We start from the raw sequence: 19688 nt of genomic DNA, 5'->3' as shown, positions 1-19688 counted from the left end.
ACATCCGCAGGTGGAAGAGGCGGTGGTGGTGGCGCGTGACACAGCGCAAGGCAAGCAGCTGGTGGGCTATGCCGTGGCTGGTTGCGACGGCGAGGAGTTGCGCCAGGCGCTGGCTGAGCAATTGCCGGAGTTCATGGTGCCGGCGCGCATTCTGGTGCTTGAGGCCATGCCGCTGTCGCCGAATGGCAAACTCGATCGCAAGGCTTTGCCGGTGCCGGAGTTCAGCACCGTTCAGGCGGATTACCAGGCGCCAGAAACGGCGCATGAGAGGCTACTGGCCGATATCTGGCAAAGCGTGCTGGGCGTGGCCCAGGTGGGGCGTGAGGATAGTTTCTTCGAGCTGGGTGGCGACTCCATCGTTTCCATTCAGGTGGTCAGCCGTGCCCGCCAAGCTGGTTTGCAACTGACCCCCAAGGACATGTTCCAGCACCAGAGCCTACGCGCCCTGGCCTCTGTCGTTCGTGAGGCGGTAAGCGAGGCCGAGCAGGGGCCGGAGCAGGGCGAGACGCCGTTGCTGCCGATCCAGCGATTGTTCTTCGCCACTCCCATGCCGCAGCGCGCCCATTGGAACCAGGCTGTGCTGCTGCACTGCCGCGAAGCGTTGGACGCGCGGCGTCTGAGCGAAACCCTGGCGGCGTTGCAGACGCATCACGATGCCCTGCGCTTGCGTTTCGCTGCCGATGGTAGTCATGCCGTGCATGCGGAGCTGGTGGATGCCGACGTGCTCTGGCTGCGTGAGGCGGCCGATGCCAGTGAACTGGAGCATCATTGCGCCGTCGCACAGCGTAGCCTCGACCTGGCGTGTGGCCCGCTGCTGCGCGCCATGCTGGTCAGCATGGCTGACGGCAGCCAGCGCTTGCTGTTGGTCGTCCATCACTTGGTCATCGATGGTGTGTCCTGGCGGGTGTTGCTGGAGGATCTGCAGGCGCATTACGAGGGACAGCCCCTGGCGCCGCGCAGCAGTTCGTTCAAGCGCTGGGCGCAGCGTCTGGTCGAGCTTGCCGCCAGTCCCGAGCTGACCACCGAGCAGGATTACTGGCGTGCCCAGCTAGAGGTCAAGGCGCCGAGCCTGCCAGGCGCCCGCACCGATGCCAGCCTGACCGAGCGTCATGCCCACACCCTGCGCCTGGAATTGGACGAGGGCGAAACGCGTGCCCTGCTGCAACAGGCTCCAGCTGCTTATCGCACCCAGGTTAACGACCTGCTGCTGACTGCACTGGTTCGTGCCCTGTGTGCTTGGAGCGGGCAGAGCAGTGCCGCTGTGTTGCTGGAAGGCCATGGCCGCGAGACATTGTTCGACGATATCGATCTGAGCCGTACCCTGGGTTGGTTCACCAGCCTCTACCCGCTCCATTTACATGCTGAGGGCGAACCCGATGCGGCGATCAAGGCGGTCAAGGAGCAACTGCGTGCGGTGCCGCGTGGGGGACTCGGCTATGGCCTGCTGCGCCACCTCGGCCAGGGCCTGGAAGGGCTGCACGAGCCACGGGTGACCTTCAACTACCTGGGCCAATTCGATGCCAGCTTCGCCGCTGATGCCCTGTTGCGTCTGGCCGGCGAAAACGCCGGGCCGAACCGCGATGCTGAGGCGCCGTTGGGCAACTGGCTGAGCATCGATGGTCAGGTGCTCGATGCGCGTCTGGGCCTGCGCTTTACCTTCAGCCGCGCGATGTTCGACGAGGCGCCGGTCATGCAACTGGCGCAGCGTTACCTGACCGAGTTGCGCGCCCTGATCGCCCATTGCCTGACACCGGGCGCGGGCGGCGTGACGCCGGCAGACTTCCCTCTGGCTGGTCTCGATCAGGTGCAGCTCGATACCCTCGACCTGCCTGCCGCTGCCATCGAAGATATCTACCCGCTGTCGCCCATGCAGCAGGGCATGCTGTTCCATGCCCTCGACAACCCGGGGTCCGGGCTCTATGTGAACCAGATCAGCGTGGCGGTCGAGCAGCTCGATCCGGCGCGTTTGCAGGCGGCCTGGGCGCATGTGGTGGCGCGCCACGAAACGCTGCGCAGCGGTTTTCTCTGGCAGGGCGGGCTGCGCCAGCCCTTGCAGGTGGTGCAGCGCCAGGTACCCGCCGAGGTGCGGGTGATCGAGGGCGAGACGGATGTCATCGCCTTCGCCGAGCGTGACCGCGCCGAAGGCTTCGATCTGGCCCGGCCACCGCTGCAGCGCATGAGCCTGCTGGCCCTGGGTGAGGGGCGCTGGCAACTGGTGTGGACCATGCACCACCTGGTCACCGATGGCTGGAGCGGCGCGCAACTGATCAAGGAGGTGCTGCAGGTCTATGCCGGCGAGCGTCTGCCAGCGCCCGTCGCACGCTACGCCGATTACATCGCCTGGCTGCAGCGCCAGGATGGCGACGCTGCCGAAGCGTTCTGGCGGCAACGCCTGGCCGGGCTGGACGAATCCTGTTTGCTGGCCGACAGCCTGCAGCGCCCCGCTGAAGGCAGTGGCCATGGCGTGACCTACAGCCATTACGATGCTGCGGCGACCGAGCGCTTGCGAGCCTTTGCCCGGCAGCAGCGCGTGACCCTCAACACCCTGTTGCAGGGCGCCTGGTTGCTGCTGTTGCAGCGCTACACCGGCAAGCAGCGGGTCACTTTCGGCGCCACCGTCGCGGGGCGACCCACTGGCCTGGCGGGGGCCGAGACGTTGCTGGGGCTGTTCATCAACACCTTGCCGGTGGTACAGGCGCCAGCGGCGGATGCGGGGCTCGGTGACTGGCTGCGAGCACTCCAGGCCTACAACCTGGAGGTGCGCGAATACGAGCACACGCCGCTGTACGACATCCAGCGCTGGGCGGGTCATGGCGGCCAGGCGCTGTTCGACAGCATCATCGTGTTCGAGAACTACCCGGTGGATGAGGCGTTGCGGCGCGGTGGTGGCGATGGGCCGCGCTTCGGTGAGCTGGCGTCCAAGGACGTGACTAGCGTGCCGATGGATCTGGCCGTACGTCTGGGCGAGGGAATGGAGATCGAATACCAGTACCTGCGCAGCCATTTTCATGAGGATGCGGTGCTGCGTATCCGCGCCAACTTCGAGCAGATCCTCGCCGCCATGCTGCAGGGGGGCGAGCAATGCCTCGGTGATCTCGATTGCCTGAGCACGCTCGAACACGAGGCGCACCATCGTCTGCACGGTCAGGCATCGCTGCCGACGGCATTCGAGCCGGTACACCTGGCTATATCTCGACACAACCGCCAGCGCCCGCAGGATTGTGTGCTGATCGACGAGACTGTCAGCCTCGACCGTCAGCGTCTGGAACTGGACTCCAACCGCCTGGCCCGGCGCCTGCTGGCCTTCGGCGTCGGCCCCGAAGTGCGCGTGGGCGTGGCCTTGCCGCGTGGTGTCGAGCTGCCGCTGGCGTTGCTCGCCGTGCTCAAGGCCGGTGGCGCATACGTGCCGCTGGACGCCGACTACCCGCGCGAGCGCCTGGCGTTCCAGATGCAGGACGCCGGCATCACCTTGCTGCTGACCGACAGCCGCCTGCGTGAGCGTCTGCCCGTCCCTGAAGGTGTTGTGTGCCTGGAGCTGGACAGGCTCGATCTGTCTGCCGAATCCTGCGAGCTGCCCCAGGTGAACGTGCAGCCTGGCAACCTGGCGTATCTGATCTACACCTCGGGTTCCACCGGCCAGCCCAAGGGCGTGGCCGTGGCGCATGGACAGATCGCCGCGCACTGCCGCGCCATCGGCGAGCGTTACGCCATGACGCCGGACGATCGCGAACTGATCTTCATGTCGTTCGCCTTCGACGGAGCCCATGAGCGCTGGCTCACTACCCTCAGCCATGGCGGCAGTCTGTTGATCCGTGGGGAGGCGTTGTGGAGTGCCGAGCAGACCCTGGCGCAGCTGCGCGAGCACCAGGTCACGGTCGCGGCCTTCCCGCCGGCTTACCTGTTGCAACTGGCCGATCAGGCCGCGCACCTTGGCCATGTGCCGAGCATGCGCATCTACTGCTTTGGTGGCGATGCAGTGCCTGAAGCCGCCTTCGAACTGGCGCGCCGTACTCTCAAGGCCGAACACCTGATCAACGGTTACGGGCCGACCGAAACCGTGGTCACACCGCTGCTGTGGAAGGCCGATGCGAGCACGCGTTGCCAGGCGGCGTATGCCCCTATCGGCCAGGCGGTCGGCGCGCGCCGACTGTACATCCTCGACCCACAGCTACGTCCGGTACCGCTGGGGGTGGCTGGCGAGCTGTACATTGGCGGTGAGCTGCTGGCGCGCGGTTATCACCAGCGCCCGGGGCTGACCGCCGAGCGTTTCGTCGCCGACCCCTTTGGCGAGCCGGGCGCGCGTCTGTATCGCAGTGGCGATCTGGTGCGCGGACGCGCCGATGGCGTCGTTGAGTACGTGGGGCGTATCGACCATCAGGTGAAAATCCGCGGTTTCCGTATCGAGCTCGGCGAGATTGAGGCGCGCCTGCAGGCTCACGCGCAGGTGCGCGAAGCGGTGGTGGTGGCTCGCGAAGGCGCCAGCGGCAAGCAACTGATCGGCTACGTGGTCGGTGAGGTCGATGGCGACACGTTGCGCAGCGATCTGCGGGCGCAGCTACCGGACTACATGGTGCCGGCACAGATCCTCAGACTCGAGCGCATGCCGCTGTCACCGGCAGGCAAGATCGACCGCAAGGCGCTGCCAGAGCCGAGCTGGCAGGGCGCGGGGTATGTCGCTCCGCGCAATGAAGCCGAGCGTATCCTGGCGGATATCTGGGCGCAGGTACTGCAGGTCGAGCAGGTGGGTATCCACGATAACTTCTTCGACCTGGGGGGCGACTCGATTCTCAGCCTGCAGGTGGTGTCGCGTGCCCGTCAGGCCGAGGGACTTGGCCTGGAGCTGCGTTTACGCGACCTGTTGCAGTACCAGAGTATCGCGGCTTTGCTGGAGCGCCCGCAGCAGGCCAGCGCGTCCACGCCAACGCTGGTGACGGAGGCGGCCGAGGACGGAGAGCACTTCAGCCTGTTGCCGATCCAGCAGTGGCTGTTCGACCAGCATCTGCCTGAACCCGACCATTTCAACCAGGCCCTGCTGCTGGCTTGCCATCGACCGCTGGACGCAAGCCTCCTGGAGCAGGCGCTGCGCTTGCTGCTGGCCGAGCATGGCAGCCTGCGCCTGGCCTTCGCCAGGGACGATGACGGCCAGTGGCGGCAGCGCTACTGCAATCTCGATGAACTGGGGCTGGAGACCAACCCGCTGCTCTGGCATCAGCAACCGGCAGATGCCGACGAGGCGCTGGCACTGGCCAACAGTGCACAGCGCAGCCTGGATATCGGTCGGGGGCGTTTGCTGCGGGCTGTCTACAGCCAGTTGGCCGATGGCAGCTGCCGACTGTTGCTGGTGATCCATCACCTGGGAGTGGACGGTGTGTCCTGGCGGGTTCTGCTGGAGGATCTGCAACGGCTTTATGGAACATTGCAGCGCGGTGAAGCGCCGGATCTGCCGCCGTCTTCCTGCAGTTATCGAGACTGGGCGCAAAGTCTCAGGGCCTACGTCTGTCAGCCAAGCGTGCGCGAGGAGCTGCCGTACTGGCTGCAGCAGACTGCCAGCGAGGGGCTGGGCGAGCCACCGCGCGACAACCCTCGCGGTCGTGCTCAGGTGGCATTGCGTGAGCGGATCAGTCTGCGCCTGGATCGAACCACTACCACGCGACTACTCAAAGTCGCACCGCAAGCCTATCGCACGCAGATCAACGATCTGCTGCTGGCGGCCCTCGGTCGCGCACTGTGTGGCTGGAGTGGGCAGCATGCGGTGCTGGTCGGGTTGGAGGGGCACGGTCGTGAGGATCTGTTCGATGGCCTCGACCACAGCCGCACCCTGGGCTGGTTCACCAGCCTGTTCCCGGTGCGTCTGGAGGCTGGCGAGGGCGATTATGGCCAGGCCATCACGGCGCTGCGCCAACGCCTGCGTGCGGTGCCGAACAAGGGCATCGGCTACGGTGTGTTGCGTTATCTGGCCGATGGCCAGATGCGCAGCAGGCTGGCAGCACAGGCGCAGCCGCGCGTCACTTTCAACTACCTGGGCCAGCTCGATCAGAGCGCCGACGGCGAAGCCCTGTTCAGCCTGCTCGATGAGCGGCCCGGTGATGCCTATGCCGCGAGCGCGCCGCTGAACAACTGGCTGGAGATCGTCGGCCAGGTGCACGACGGTGAGTTGGCGCTGCGCTGTCTGTTCAGTCGGCAGGTGTTTCGTCCTTCCAGCATCGAGCGCTTCATGGCGTCTTTCGAGGAGGAGTTGCTGGCAGTCATCGATCATTGTTGCGCACAGATCGCGCAGGAGGCGTTCGCGCTATGAGTGTTGCCCTTTCTAATGTACCTGGCGAGCTGCACGCGGAAATCGCCGCCTATCTCGATATGGTCGACGAGGGCCGGCGGGCAGGGCGGCCGGCTCCCCATGAGTTGCCGGTGGCACAGGCGCGTGCCGAGTTCGAGGCCGCTTCGCGCAGCCTGCCACCATTCGCTCCGCCCTGTACCGTGGAGCAAGTCTCGCCGCAGGTGCGCCATGGTCATCTGGCGGCAAGGCTGTATCGGCCGGAGCAGGCCGGTGCGGCGCTGCCAGTGCTGATCTATCTGCATGGCGGCGGTTATTGCATCGGCAGCCTGGACTCGCACGATGCGATCTGTCGGCAATTGACCATCAGCGCGCAGTGCGCGGTATTGGCGCTGGACTATCGACTGGCGCCGGAGCATCCCTTTCCCGCTGCCCTGGAGGACGTGCGCGATACCTGGGACTGGCTGCAAGAAGGCGGTTTGGCGCTGGGCCTGGACCCGGCACGCGTGGCCCTGGGGGGGGACAGTGCTGGCGCGACCCTGGCCAGCGTGGTTTGTGCCGAGCTGGCTGCCACGCAGGAGGCAAAGCCCTGCGCGCAACTGCTGTTCTATCCGGCGGTGGACGCCCGCCAGACCAGCGAATCCCAGGAGCTGTTTGCCGAAGGGCATCTGCTGGAGAGCGCGACACTGGCCTGGTTCTACCAGCACTATGCAGAACAGCCGGCGCAGCGCCGTGACTGGCGTTGCTCGCCGTTGCTGGCCGAGGGGCAATTGCGTGGCAGTGCGCCGGCTCTTCTGCTGATCGCCGAGTTCGACCCTTTGCTGGATGAGGGCCTGGCTTATGCCGAGCATTTGCGCGAGCAGGGTGTGGTCGTGCAGAGCCGGCTATGTCGTGGCATGACCCATGACTTCCTGCGCATGGCCGGGCTGGTGCCGGAGGTGCTGGAGCACTACGAGCAGGCGGCAGCGTTTCTGCGACGCTACTGGTAGGGCGTATCGATCAAGGAGAAACTGGTGCGCTGTGCGCACCAGTCGTTGACGATGTGCTAGCCACGGCGTTCGCGCTGCATCAGCCAAAGGAAGTATGGGCAGCCAATGAACGCGGCCAGCAGCCCGGCGGAAACCGGCCATGGATAAGCCAGGTTCCGCCCCAGCCAGTCGGCCAACAGCATGATCAGTGCACCGGCGCCAGCGCTTAGCAGGAGCTGCGGTAGCGCACGGTGTACGCCGAGATGGCGGGCGATATGCGGTGCGATCAAGCCGACGAAGCTCAGGGGACCGACCATCAGGGTGGCAGCGGCGGTGAGCAGTGCGGCCAGCAGCAGGATCCCCAGATGGCTGGCGCGCAGGCGCAGGCCGAGTGCTGCCGCCGTACCGTTACCCAGGCCGAGCAGATCGAGTGGGCGTGCCAGTAGTAACGCAGCGGCGCCCAGCAGCACGGTCAGGATCACGGCGGTCGTGGCAGCATTGGCATCGACCTGATAGGTCGAACCGGTCATCCAGCTCATCAACGCGGTCATGCGTGGGTCACCACTGGCCATCAACAGGGTGCTCAGCGCGCCCATCAGGGTGGTCAGGCACACGCCGGTGAGCAGCAAACGCTCCGGGCTGAAGGCGCTGCGCCAGGCGAACCAGAGCAGAACTGCGAGGGTCAGCAAGGCGCCAAGGCTGGCTGCCGGCAGCATCAGCGCCTGCGGCTGCGGTACCAGCAGGAACAGCACCAGCACGCCCAGCGCCGCACCTGAGCTGGCACCCAATACCTCCGGGCTGGCCATGGGGTTACCGGTCAGGCGTTGCACCAACAGCCCGGCCATGGCCAGCATGGCGCCGGCGGCCAGTGCACCGAACACACGCGGCAAGCGCCAGTGCAGCTCGCCAAGCTCAGCCCACTGCCATCCGTACAGCCCTTTGGCCAAAAACACGGCAGGTATCAGCAGCATGATCAGCAACCCGGCAACCAGCAGAATTGGCCGCCACGGATGCTCCGTTGGTCGTCCCAGGCTCGTTCTGTGCGGCTGGATACCGCCGCTGCGCTGGCGCGCCAGCAGCCAGAGTAGCAGCGGCACACTGAACACCGCAGTGAGGATGCCGGCCGGTACTTCGCCGACCAGGCGCGACAGCTCACGTGCGCACTGATCCACCAGGCACAGCAGCGCGGCACCGAGCAGAGGCGCCCACAGCAACCGTTGGCGCAGGGTGCGAGCGCCGGTCATGCGCGCGATGGCCGGCGCGGCGAGTCCGATGAAACCGATGATGCCGACCACGCTGGTGACGAAGGCACTCAGCGCCACAGCGACCAGCAGGCCAAAGCCACGGGTGGCGCGCAGCGACACGCCGATGCTGGCCGCGCTCTGGTCTTCCAGGCCGAGCGCTGCCAGCGGGCGTATCAGCAGCACCGCCAGCGTGGCTGCGACGGCCAGACGTGGCGCCAGGTAGAGCACGCCATCCCAGCCGCTCTGGTTGATCGAGCCGGCCTGCCACAGCAGCAAATCAATCAGGTAGTCGTGGTTGAACAGTACCAGCAGGGCGTTCAACGCGTTGCAGTAGAGGCTGATCACCATGCCGGTCAGGATGAAACGCAACGGCGACAAATGGCGGCCCCAGGCAAAGCTGAACAGGGCCAGGGTAGCCAGGCCGGCCCCAGCCAGCGTCACGATTTCCAGGCCATGGATCAGCAGCGTCGGTGCCCAGATGGTGGTGACCGACAGGGCGAGGTTGGCGCCGGCCGCGACGCCAAGGGTCACCGGTTCGGCCAGCGGATTGCGCAGAATCTGCTGGAACAGGGTGCCGGCCAGGCCGAGGGCTGCGCCAACCATCAGACTGACCAGCAGGCGTGGCGCGAAGCTGAAATGCAGCAGTACCTGATTGGGGCTGTCCAGATCCGGTGACCACAGCGCCTGCCACCACAGTTCGTGCGGGAGCAGACCGTTGAGCCCACGCCATACCAGCAGTGCTGCCAGTATGGCGATAAGCAGGGTGCACAGCGCCGAGCCCAGGCTATGCCGAGGCGGGCGCATGGGAAGGCTCAGTGACTCAGCCATGCTGCACCTCTTGGCTGTCCAGATAGTCGGCTATGCGCTCGGCCAGGCTGAGGTACGAGGCCACGCCGCCATAGGGATAGAATTTGCCCAGCGGTTGAGTTTGATGGTGGCGCACTGATGGCAGGTTGTTCCACAAGGCATTGGGCTGACGCAGGCTCTGCAGGCGCGCCGACGTCGTAGGAATTTCGATGTACAGCAGATGGGCATCGGGTTGTTCGCTGAGGCGCTCGATACCGGTGAGGCTGAAGCCCATGGCATTGCTCGGGCCGTTCCAGGCATTGCGCAGCCCCAGTCGTTCGAGCACGTCCTGGGCCATGCTGTGCTGGCCGTAGACAGTGGCGTGGCGGCCATCCTGGTTGAGCACGGCGATGTAAATCGCAGGCCGTGGGCTTAGCGCCAAACGGTTGCGTAGCGTCTCCAGGCGTTGCTCTGCGGCTTGCAGATAAACGTCGGCGCGGTCACTCAGGTGCAGCCGCTCGGACAACTGGCGCATGAAAGCGCTGGCACTGTTCCAGACACCTTTGTCGGTTGGGAAAATGTTCACCACCTCGGTCGGTGCGATATCACCGAGCGTACGTAATACGCTGTTGGGCAGGGCATCGCTGAGGATCAGTTGCGGGTTCAACTGGTGCAGCAATTCGAGATTGGGCTCCCAGTAGGGGCCTATGTCGCGCACGGTCTGCGGCAGTGCTGGATCGGGCATTCGCCGTCGGTAGTAGCCGACGTCGGAAATGGCCAGTGGTTCCACGCCGAGCGTCAGCAGCGTTTCTGCCGCGGCCCAGTTGATGGCGACCACGCGCTGCAGGGGCTCCGCTCGCAATGGCAAGCCACAGCCGAGGGCCAATCCGCCGATGGCCATGGCCTGAAGCAATTGGCGGCGTTTCAGGTGGCGGTGGGGGAGGTTCGTCGAGGCAGGCAAGTATTTCTCCAGATACGCGCAAGGCTCCCGCAGGAGCCTGATCAGTCAGCAAGCAAAAGCCCGGCAGCGCCATTGGCGGTGCCGGGCTTTGCACCTGGTTACCAGCTGTACTTGACGCTGGTCATCAGGTTGCGTTCCAGGCCGGGGTAGCAACTGGTGGCCGCGTCGCAGGTGGCGGTGTAGTCCTCGTTCAACAGGTTTTGCGCGTATACGGCCAGCGTGACCTGTGGCGTCAGTTTGTAGCTGGCCGAGGCATCGAACAGGGTGTAGCTGTCGGCCCCGAAGGTATTGGCGTTATTGCCATACATCGAGCCGACGTAGCGGGCACCTGCGCCCAGGGTCAGGCCCCGCAGCGAGCCATCGCTGAAGTTGTAGTTCACCCAGGCAGAAGCCATGTGCTCTGGCACGTTGGCTGGCCGGTTGCCCTGATTGCCGTCGTTGCTGCGGGTGATCTGTGCCTTGGTGTAGGTGTACGAACCGAGGATATCCCAGTGCTCGCCCAGTTTGAGACGAGCCTCGGCCTCGATGCCGCGCGAACGCTGCTCACCTTCCGCGACGTTGAAACCGGTAGTTGCCCCACTGCTATTCCGCTCGGCGGTAAGGATATTGGTTTTGGTCAAGTCGTAGGCGGCCAGGGTCAGCAGCAGGTCGTCATGCGGCTGGTACTTCACCCCCACTTCCCACTGCTCGGCTTCGCTGGGATCGAAGGTGCTGCCCTGACTGCTGACCCCGCTGTTGGGCGCGAAGGATTCGGCGTAGCTGATATAGGGCGCCAAGCCGAAGTCGGTGACGTAGGTCAGACCTACGCGGCCGGTGAAGGCGTCGTCTTTCTGGTTGGTGGATTGACTGTTGGGAATGTTGTTATCGAAGTCGTTACGCACCCGGTCGTGGCGGCCGCCGAGGGTCAGCAGCCAGTGGTCGTCGAAGTGGATCTGATCCTGGACGTAGGCACCGAGTTGTTCGATGGTTTGGTTGTAGTCGGCTTGTGTTAGCCCGTTGGTTGGGCCCGGCGTCGTTACTGGCTGGCCATAGACAGGGTTGAACACGTTCAGTGTTGGGCCGAAGTTCCGGTAGAAGGTAACGTCTGCGTCCTGCCAGCTATAGTCCACGCCGCTCAGCAATGTGTGGCGGATCGAGCCTGTGGTGAAGTCGGCCTGTAGCTGATTGTCCACCGCGAAGGTATCCATGTGCTGATTGCGGCGATCCGCAATCCGCACCACATTTCCGGTGGTTTGGTTGATCGAGAATGGCAACAGGTTATTGAACGTCAGATCCACCTGGCCGTAGCGCAGGTTCTGACGGAACTCCAGCGTATCGTTGAAGCGGTGGCGGAACTCGTAGCCGAGGTTGTACTGATCCTGGTCGAAGCGGTTGAAGCTGTGGTCGCCCAGCAGTGTATCGGTGGTGTGACCATTAGGCTTGGTGTAGACGAACAGGCTGCCGCCGTTGCGATCACGCAGGAAGTCGGTGAGCAGGGTCAGGCTGGTGTCTTCGTTCGGCGCCCAGGTGAAGGACGGTGCGATGTACTGGCGATCGTCTTCCAGCTCATGACCATCGTCATACTCCACCTGTGTATTGGCTTCGCGGTACAGGCCGACGACGCGGTAGAGAAACTGACTCTGCTCGTCGAGTGCGCCACCCACATCGAACTGACCCTGGCGACGGTCATGACTGCCGGCAGTGAGCTGAATCTCGTTGGTCTGGTTGGCGGTAGGTTTCTTGCTCACCCGGTTGATTACGCCGCCAGCATCACCCTGACCGAACAGTGTCGAGGCGGGGCCGCGAACCACATCGACTCTTTCGAGTGCATAGGGCTCGCTGCGAAACAGGGCGTAGTCGTTGTTCTGCTGACGCAGGCCGTTGAGGTAGTCGCTGGTGCTCTGGCCGTTGAAACCGCGAATGAACAGCCAGTCGTAGCCTTTCGGGTCGAGGCCATATGTCTCCACCTTGACCCCCGGCACATAGCGCAGCGCTTCGGTAACGCTCTGTGCACCCTGGGCTTCGAGCTGGGCGCGGGTGATCACCGATACCGACTGGGGTATCTCGAGAATTGAGGTATTGGTTTTGCTGGCGCTGTTGCTGGTTTTGGGTACGAAACTGCTCTGTCCTTCGCTACGCCCTTCGATTACCTGCTCGGGCAGGGCCAGGGCATTGTCGCCCGCGCTGGTGAACAGGCTGACGCGGTTACCGTCGAGTTGATAACGCACGCCGGTGCCTTCGAGCAGGGCATCCAGTGCCTGCAGAGCCTCCATTTCGCCAGTGACGGCATTGCTACGCAGGCGGCTGAGTTGGGCCGGGTTGAACAGGATCTGCAGCTCGGTCTGCTCCCCCAGACTGGTCAGTGCCGAGGCCAGCGGTTGTGCCGGCAGGTCGATGCGTACGGGCTCGGCCAGCAGCGGTGCAGAAGCCCCAAGTGCCAGGCCGAACGCAGTGGCGCGCACCAGGCGAGCCAGAGGTTTGAGTGTGTTCGCGGACGGAGAGAAAGAGCTGGATGAGCGCACTGCTGTACTCCTGAATTATCTGTTTAGCGTTGGTCATAATTAGAATGATTTGCTTTAAGACGCACGAGTGAGCGGAAACCGGAAAAGAAATTTCACGCTCGTGCTTTGCTGGTGCCTTACCCGACGGGGGAGCTCTCCGCAGCAGGCTCAGTGGTGCCTCGATGCTGTTCCTGTAGTGAAACGATTCGTCCGGAGGCCATTTGCAGCAGGCGGTCGGCTACGTGGAAGTAGCGGTCGTCGTGGGAGATCACTATCAAGGTGCGGCCCTGAGCCCGAAGCTCTGGCAGCAGCTCGGTATAGAAGATGCGGCGGAATTCGGGGTCCTGATCGGCGGCCCACTCGTCGAACACCAGCACTGGGCGTTTCTCCAGCCAGGCTTGCACCAGCGCCAGGCGTTTGCGCTGGCCTGTGGAAAGGTCGGTGGTCGAGTAGTTGTGGTCGTCCAGACTGACCTTGTGGGCGATCTCCAGGCGTTCCAGGTAGCGGTTGGCTTCGGCGGGTATGTCCTGGCTGCCCTTTAGCAGATCCTCGAACAGGAAGTAGTCGGCGAAGATGGTGGTGAACAGTTGGCGATAATCATCGCGATTGGCGTCTGTCACCGGCTCGCCGTTGAGTTGCAACGTGCCTCCCTTGGGCACATAGAGTCCCAGCAGCAGCTTGATCAGCGTGGTTTTGCCGCAGCCGTTCTCGCCAGCGATGAAGAGGATCTCACCGGGACGGATCTGCAGATCTACCGGGCCGACGCCAAAGCCTTCTCCGCCGTCTTCGGTGGGGTATCGGTAGTGCAGGCCGCGCAGCTCGATGCCTCGCATGGGCGGTGCGCTGCGGCCGTCGTCACTCAAAAGCAGATTGGGTTCTGGCGAGGAGAAACGCTGCGACAGCTCGGCAATGCGGCGGAAGGCCACCTGAGCGCGGCTGACGATGGGCAGCTGGCCAACCAGATGCTCCAGTGGCCCCTTCATGTACAGCAGCACCAGGATGAAGCCGCTCAGTGTCGCCTTGTCGGTGCTCGGCCAGAAGCTCTGGTAAGCCAGGGCCACGCCGATGACGATGAAGAACAGGGTCGAGCCGAAGCCCTTGGCGATGACGAACAGATTGATCGAGCGGATCTGGATGTCGCAGATGCGTTCGGCTGTGCCCTGCAGGCGCTCGCTGTAATGCTGGAAGCGGCGCGGGCGGCTGATGCGCAGTTCCTTGGCACCCTCGGCCATGGCGCGATAGTGCTTCTGCAGATCATCTTCGGCGTCACGGGCCTGGAAGAAGCCGCGGATACCCTTGCTGCGCGCCACGTACTGAATGGCGCTGCCGATGACGATAGCCAGGGCGGTGGTGAGAAACATGGGTAGCGAAAGCGAGGCCAGATAGCCCAGGCAGCCAAGGGTGACGGTGAGTGACACTGCCAGTGGGGCGAAGGCGAAAGCGAAATCGCTGATGGTGTCTATGTCGTGGGTCAGCACTGGAATCAAGCGATGGCTGCGGTAGCGTTCGATCTGGTCGATCGGTGCCGAGATGATCTTGCTGCCCAGATCCTTGCGCAGGCGCGCGATAACGTGTTGACCGACATAGTTGGTGCCGATGTCGGACACGATAGAGCCCACCAGGGCCAACAGGCAGAGCCCGGCGAAACCCAACAGCAAGGCGCTGTGCATGCCGTCATCGGAATGCAGGCTGTAGTTGATGGTGGCCAGCAGTGCCGTGATGCTGGCGCCGCCAAGAATGCCCAACAGGGTTGCGGCGGCGAGTTGTGGCGCGAACGGGCGTAACAGCCGGAGGAGTTCGCGGAACGTACTTTGCGGAGGTGTCTGCATCATCCAGTCCTGAGGCTCGGCGCAGAGCTGCGCCGGAAAACGGGGCGACGCGGTTGCAATCGAAATGACTGCAAACCCGAATCGTTCCTGTTAAGACGGATAAGGCGAGAGAAAACTCAAAGAAAACCCTGGATAAGTGTCTTGCACGAGCTTCGCTTCTGCTGCAGGTCCGGCATCGTTCTCCCCGTGCGCATGGCGTGCCCGGCTAGAGTGAGGCGTAGCGGCTCTTCAGTACCAGGCCACCGTCATCGTCACGCCTGACTTCGATGGGCAGCACGGTTGGCAGCGATTCGACCAGCGCCTTGAGGTCGTCGGTACGGTAGACCCCACCTATTCGCAGGTTGCCGCTGGCTGCGTCGCCGAGGCGAGCCGGCTGTTCAAGGTAGCGATTGATCAGTGGCAGGGCGGCGCTCAATGTCAGATCATCCAGCACCAGTTTGCCTTCGGTCCAGGCAATGGCGCTGGTGGTGCTTGCCTGTTCCACGTCGATCTGGTTGCTCCCTTTGCTGTAGCGTGCCTGCATGCCTGGCGAAAGTTGCGCCTGGCCAGCCTGGGCGCCATTCGGCGGGCTGACGATCACGGCTCCTTCAAGCAGGCTGACCAGCATCTGTCGTTCGTCTGTCCAGACATTGAAACGGGTGCCAGTGACGCGCACCTGGCCGTTGTCGGTCAGTACGCTGAAAGGCTGTTCTATGTCGTGAGTGACTTCGAAATAGCCTTCGCTACCGCTACTGAGCCAGGCACTGCGGTGGTCGCGAAAGATGGCGAAGATCAGTCTGCTGTCGCTGTTCAGTTGAGCGTGCGAGCCGTCTGCCAGGATGACCTTGCGCGGGGCTTCCTGAGCTGCGTAGTAGCCAACCTGCGCTGGCAGCAGGCCTGCCACCCAGCCGCCCATCCAGATAGTCACTCCTCCCAGCATGGCGGCAGCGGCAATCCTGGTCGCGCGCCAGGGGGTTCGTTGGCGGCGAGGGCGAGTTGTCGTGTTGCTGGGCGTGGAGGCGTGGGCTGGGTGTAGTTGATCGGCCAGCCGCCAGATCGCCAGCATGGCGTCGTACTCGTGCTGGTGGTCGGGGGTAGTGGCTATCCAGCGAGCGAAGGCCTGGCGCTCCTCGGCAGTGCAGTCCATGTCATGCAGACGCGCGCACCAGTATGCCGCCTCGGCGCTGAGGCGCTCGTCTTCGTCGGTGGATTGCGGCTCGATCATTCGGGCGTCCCAGGCTTTTGCGAGGCTTTCATTTGCACAAAATGCGAGTGATTATAAGTATCGCTGACCGGGGCTGTCAGCAAGTGTCTGTTGTCGTGACACATCAGGAACCTGCACGGGGCGGTTCCTTCGGGGGCTTAGAGAGTGTTGTGATACACCATTACCAAGAATTGGTCCGTTACCTCAGTCGTACGCTTGGTGATCGCCAGGCGGCTGCAGATGTGGCTCAGGAAAGCGTCTTGCGCCTGCTCGAGCGTAAGTCCTTGGCTGCCATCGAGCAGCCGCGCGCGTTTCTTTTTCGAACCGCGATCAACCTGAGTGTCGACCGATACCGGCGTGCGCAGGTGCGCGCCGACGAGCCGCTCGAGTCTCTGGGGCATGAAGAACTCGACGACACCTGTGATCCACAGGTTCAGGCCTGTCAGGCGCAGCAGTTGCGCCTACTGAAGAGGGCGTTGGACGAACTGCCACCGGTTTGTCGCCAGGCATTCCTGATGCGCAAGGTAGAGGGCTGTTCTCATGCCGAGATCGCCGAGAGCATAGGCATCTCTCGCGACATGGTGGAGAAGCATATCGTCAACGCCATGAAGCATTGCCGCATGCGTCTGCGCCGGTGGGCGAGGTGAGAGTAAGCCGTTGATGAAGCGTCAGTAATGAGAATTATTATAAATTTCTGAGTTTCTGCCTCGTCTTCTTCTTCAAGACCGCATCCTCGGGCCGCAAGGCTGAGCGAGCGGACTCTCCCAGGCAGGCCCATGGCTTGTTCATGGCAAACGGCTAAAGGACACAGGCATCATGACTCAGTTGATTGTTCCGACCTACGACGTGCTCGGCATCGGCTTCGGCCCCTCCAATTTGGCATTGGCTATTGCTCTGCAGGAGCAGGGTGAGCGGGAAGGGCGCGCTTACAATGCGTTGTTCCTCGATCGTCAGCAGGATTACCGCTGGCACGGCAATACCCTGGTGAGCCAGAGTGAACTGCAGATTTCCTTCCTCAAGGATCTGGTCACTCTGCGTAATCCCAGTAGTCCCTACAGCTTCGTCAACTACCTGCACGCGCAGGGACGCCTGGTGGATTTCATCAATCTTGGCACCTTCTACCCATGCCGGATGGAGTACAACGACTACCTGCGTTGGGTCGCTCAGCAATTTGCCGATCAGTGCGCCTACGGGGAGTCGGTGGTTCGCGTCGAGCCGGTGCATGGTGCTCAGGGTATCGACCAGTTACGGGTGATCTCTGTCGACAGTCAGGGCGCCGAGCGCTTCCGCCTGGCGCGCTCCATTGTTCTCAGTACCGGAGGGACTCCGCGGATTCCGTCTGCCTTCACCCATCTGCGTGACGATGCAAGGGTCTTCCATCACGCCCAGTATCTGGAACGCATGGCCAGCCAGCCCTGTAATCGTCACCAGCCGATGCGCATCGCCGTGGTTGGCGGTGGGCAGAGCGCGGCGGAGGCTTTCATCGACCTCAACGACAGTTATCCGTCGGTGCAGGTGGACATGATCCTGCGTGCGGCGGTGCTGAAGCCGGCTGACGACAGCCCATTCGTCAATGAGATATTCACCCCCGGCTATACCGATCTGGTGTTCAACGAGCCTGAGGCCGAGCGCGAAAAGCTGATTCATGAGTACCACAACACCAATTACTCGGTGGTCGATCTGGATCTGATCGAGCGTATCTACGGCATCTTCTATCGGCAGAAAGTGGCCAAGCAGGCGCGTCATGGTTTCCTGTGCCGGCGCACGGTTGAAAGCGCCCGTGCCAGCGATGAGGGGATCGAGTTGGCGCTGCGCGATAGTGCCACCGGTGATATTGAGAGCAAACGTTACGATGCGGTGATCCTCGCCACCGGTTATGAGCGCAGTTCTCACCGCGAGTTGCTGGCGCCGCTGCAGAAATACCTGGGCGATTTCCAGGTCGAGCGCGACTACCGTGTGCGTGCTGACGCGCAGCTGCGGGCTGGCGTGTATCTACAGGGGTTCAGTCAGAGCAGTCATGGGTTGAGCGACACCTTGCTGTCGGTACTGCCGATGCGCGCTGAGGAGATCGCCCATTCGCTGTTCGAGCGCATGCCAGCAGCCGCTACGACTCAAGCTCGGGCGCTGGAAAGCGCCTGAGTGAGTTCGACTAAATATCTTCATTTGCCATTCGTCTTCAGGTTTTCGAGGTTGTATTCATGACCGGTGTTTCTCTGCCCTTGCCCGATGGGCGCGTGCTTATGGTCGATGGTGGTGCGGATGAGCTGACCTTGTTGCTGGATGGGCAGCCGCTGCTGCGCGCCGAGCGTCAGGACGAGGTTTGGTGGTTGCAAGGGCGTGATATGCCGCTTGCACTCTGGGCTTTCTCTTATCAGGCGTTCGCCATCGATCCAGCCTGCCAACGACTGCTGCTGAGGCTCGACGATTGTCCTGCTGAGCTGGTGCAGCAGGGGCTGCTCAGCCCTGAGATGGGCGGCCTCTGGCAGGTGCAGCGTTCGATGTTCTGGCAATTGCCGATGCCCTGGCGCAGCGGGGCGGCCAGCGAAAGCTATCCGCAGCGCTTCGTGCTCAGCGATGGGCGGCGTCATCCGCAACGCTCGCCGAAGCCCGCCGGCGAACTGTATCGACGCTTCGACTTTCGTCTGGGCAGTTGGATTTCGCTGCGTACGCTTGATATCGAAGTCGACCTGGAGCGCTTCAATCACTGGCAGAACCACCCTCGAGTAGCTGAGTTCTGGCAGGAACAGGGTAGCCTCGATCAGCACCGCGACTATCTCGAGCGTCTGGCGGCCGATCCGCATGTGTTGACGATGATCGGGTGTTTTGACGACCAGCCGTTCGCCTATTTCGAAGCTTACTGGGCCAAGGAAGATCGCATAGCGCCTTTCTACGCTGCCGCTGACTACGACCGCGGCATTCACATGCTGGTTGGCGAGGAGGATCATCGCGGGCCGCACAAGGTGGAAAGCTGGCTATCGGCTCTGGTGCATTATCTGTTGCTGGATGAACCGCGTACCCAGCGCATCGTCGCTGAGCCGCGTGCCGACAATCAGCGGATGATTGGCCATATGCAGCGTCTCGGCTTCTGGCAGGAGAAGGAATTCGATTTTCCGCACAAGCGCGCTGCGTTGATGGCGCAGAGTCGCGAGCGTTTCTTCGAGCGATGCCGATTGTGCTGAGTTGGTTCTCCCGAATTCGCAGGGGGGGGCGATGATCGCAGCTCTTGCTCCACTGTTTTTTGGCGAGTTTGCGAGTTATCGCGACGTGCTGACTACCTTTGAAGACCCGCGCCCGTCGCTGCCGGTGCGCCAACTCCTGCATACGGCTCAGCTCGATGCGGTACTGCAGCGGTTCGACCCCCTGCATGTCGGGCAGGACCGCCGAGCACTGGCCTCGCAGTGGTCCAAGCACTATCTGGTTCGACTGATTCCTCCAGTGGTCGCTGCTGCGCTGGTGTTGGGACGTCGTTTGCCGTTGGCGCTCGATGCGATTGAGGTGGTGTTGGACGAGCAGGGGCTGCCACAGGCCTTCAAGTTACCCGACGATGGTGAACCCTTTGCCGTTCCACCGGCTGATGCCTTTCAGCGCTTCGCCGAGCTGACCGGGCATCTGCAAGCGTTTATCCAGATACTGGCGACGGAGGCAAGGCTGTCACCCAAGGTGCTCTGGAGCAACGCCGGTAACTACCTGGAGTGGTTCGTCGGTGAAATGGGCAAGGTCTTGCCCTCGTCGTTATTGGTGCATGGCCATGAGCTGATGGAACAGGAGCGATGCGCCGATGGTGTTCGCAACCCCCTGTTCAGGCCGATTCGGTATCTGCAGGTAAGTCAGGAGCTGCGTCCCGACGGTCTCTGGCGCCAGCGTAGGGTGTGTTGCATTCGTTATCGCCTCGAGAACCTCGAGCATTGCGATAACTGCCCCTTGCTGGATCAGCCTCTACCTTATACCGATGATCGCTAGCCTTTG

The 19688-nt window shown here is 63.0% G+C and carries 11 protein-coding genes; 6 read left to right on the top strand and 5 right to left on the bottom strand.

Annotated elements, in window-relative coordinates:
- The first annotated feature begins 10 nt into the window (after positions 1–10).
- Both E4487_RS16420 and E4487_RS16415 read left to right on the top strand, forming a co-directional pair.
- On the top strand, positions 11–6295 hold the full coding sequence (locus tag E4487_RS16420) for an amino acid adenylation domain-containing protein (protein ID WP_373921538.1): 6285 nt from the start codon (positions 11–13) through the stop codon (positions 6293–6295).
- Positions 6292–7260, top strand: a complete 969-nt coding sequence (locus E4487_RS16415; protein ID WP_134675501.1) for an alpha/beta hydrolase — start codon at positions 6292–6294, stop codon at positions 7258–7260. Before E4487_RS16420 ends, E4487_RS16415 begins: the two co-directional genes overlap by 4 nt.
- Before the next feature lie 56 nt (positions 7261–7316).
- Here the strand turns inward: E4487_RS16415 and fhuB are convergent, their stop codons facing one another.
- From fhuB to E4487_RS16390, 5 genes are all read right to left on the bottom strand, one after another.
- Positions 7317–9311 (bottom strand): Fe(3+)-hydroxamate ABC transporter permease FhuB, encoded by a 1995-nt coding sequence (fhuB, locus tag E4487_RS16410; protein WP_037050305.1) that lies wholly within the window; start codon positions 9309–9311, stop codon positions 7317–7319.
- Entirely contained in the window at positions 9304–10230 is a 927-nt protein-coding gene (locus tag E4487_RS16405; RefSeq protein WP_257229441.1) for an ABC transporter substrate-binding protein, read from the bottom strand. The genes fhuB and E4487_RS16405 overlap by 8 nt, the downstream gene beginning before the upstream one ends.
- A gap of 98 nt (positions 10231–10328) precedes the next feature.
- Complete coding sequence (locus E4487_RS16400) at positions 10329–12731, bottom strand: TonB-dependent siderophore receptor (RefSeq protein ID WP_037050308.1); 2403 nt, start codon at positions 12729–12731, stop codon at positions 10329–10331.
- A gap of 116 nt (positions 12732–12847) precedes the next feature.
- Positions 12848–14539, bottom strand: coding sequence for a cyclic peptide export ABC transporter (locus E4487_RS16395; RefSeq protein WP_172979166.1), 1692 nt, complete (start codon positions 14537–14539; stop codon positions 12848–12850).
- Positions 14540–14744: 205 nt separating this feature from the next.
- Complete coding sequence (locus E4487_RS16390) at positions 14745–15743, bottom strand: FecR family protein (RefSeq protein WP_175253858.1); 999 nt, start codon at positions 15741–15743, stop codon at positions 14745–14747.
- A gap of 149 nt (positions 15744–15892) precedes the next feature.
- On the opposite strand from E4487_RS16390, the gene E4487_RS16385 reads away from it, so the two are divergent.
- From E4487_RS16385 to fhuF, 4 genes are all read left to right on the top strand, one after another.
- The gene (locus tag E4487_RS16385; RefSeq protein WP_080757084.1) at positions 15893–16369 is read left to right on the top strand and encodes a sigma-70 family RNA polymerase sigma factor; all 477 of its coding nucleotides are present in this window, start codon (positions 15893–15895) and stop codon (positions 16367–16369) included.
- A 169-nt stretch (positions 16370–16538) separates the two neighbouring features.
- Positions 16539–17861, top strand: a complete 1323-nt coding sequence (locus tag E4487_RS16380; protein ID WP_134675506.1) for a lysine N(6)-hydroxylase/L-ornithine N(5)-oxygenase family protein — start codon at positions 16539–16541, stop codon at positions 17859–17861.
- 59 nt (positions 17862–17920) lie between these two features.
- Complete coding sequence (locus E4487_RS16375; RefSeq protein ID WP_175253857.1) at positions 17921–18901, top strand: GNAT family N-acetyltransferase; 981 nt, start codon at positions 17921–17923, stop codon at positions 18899–18901.
- A 31-nt stretch (positions 18902–18932) separates the two neighbouring features.
- The gene (gene fhuF, locus E4487_RS16370) at positions 18933–19682 is read left to right on the top strand and encodes a siderophore-iron reductase FhuF (protein WP_175253856.1); all 750 of its coding nucleotides are present in this window, start codon (positions 18933–18935) and stop codon (positions 19680–19682) included.
- Positions 19683–19688: the final 6 nt, after the last annotated feature.

This window comes from Pseudomonas sp. BMW13, assembly GCF_013357275.1.
In the GTDB taxonomy this organism is placed as follows: domain Bacteria; phylum Pseudomonadota; class Gammaproteobacteria; order Pseudomonadales; family Pseudomonadaceae; genus Aquipseudomonas; species Aquipseudomonas khazarica.
This window is presented reverse-complemented; position numbering and strand designations above follow the sequence as displayed.

Bases quoted from the DNA above. Each gene is read 5' to 3' on its own strand.
- E4487_RS16415 (WP_134675501.1), top strand. From the start codon at position 6,292: ATGAGTGTTGCCCTTTCTAATGTACCTGGCGAGCTGCACGCGGAAATC.
- fhuB (WP_037050305.1), bottom strand. From the start codon at position 9,311: ATGGCTGAGTCACTGAGCCTTCCCATGCGCCCGCCTCGGCATAGCCTG.
- E4487_RS16395 (WP_172979166.1), bottom strand. From the start codon at position 14,539: ATGCAGACACCTCCGCAAAGTACGTTCCGCGAACTCCTCCGGCTGTTA.
- E4487_RS16390 (WP_175253858.1), bottom strand. From the start codon at position 15,743: ATGATCGAGCCGCAATCCACCGACGAAGACGAGCGCCTCAGCGCCGAG.
- E4487_RS16380 (WP_134675506.1), top strand. From the start codon at position 16,539: ATGACTCAGTTGATTGTTCCGACCTACGACGTGCTCGGCATCGGCTTC.
- E4487_RS16375 (WP_175253857.1), top strand. From the start codon at position 17,921: ATGACCGGTGTTTCTCTGCCCTTGCCCGATGGGCGCGTGCTTATGGTC.
- fhuF (WP_175253856.1), top strand. From the start codon at position 18,933: ATGATCGCAGCTCTTGCTCCACTGTTTTTTGGCGAGTTTGCGAGTTAT.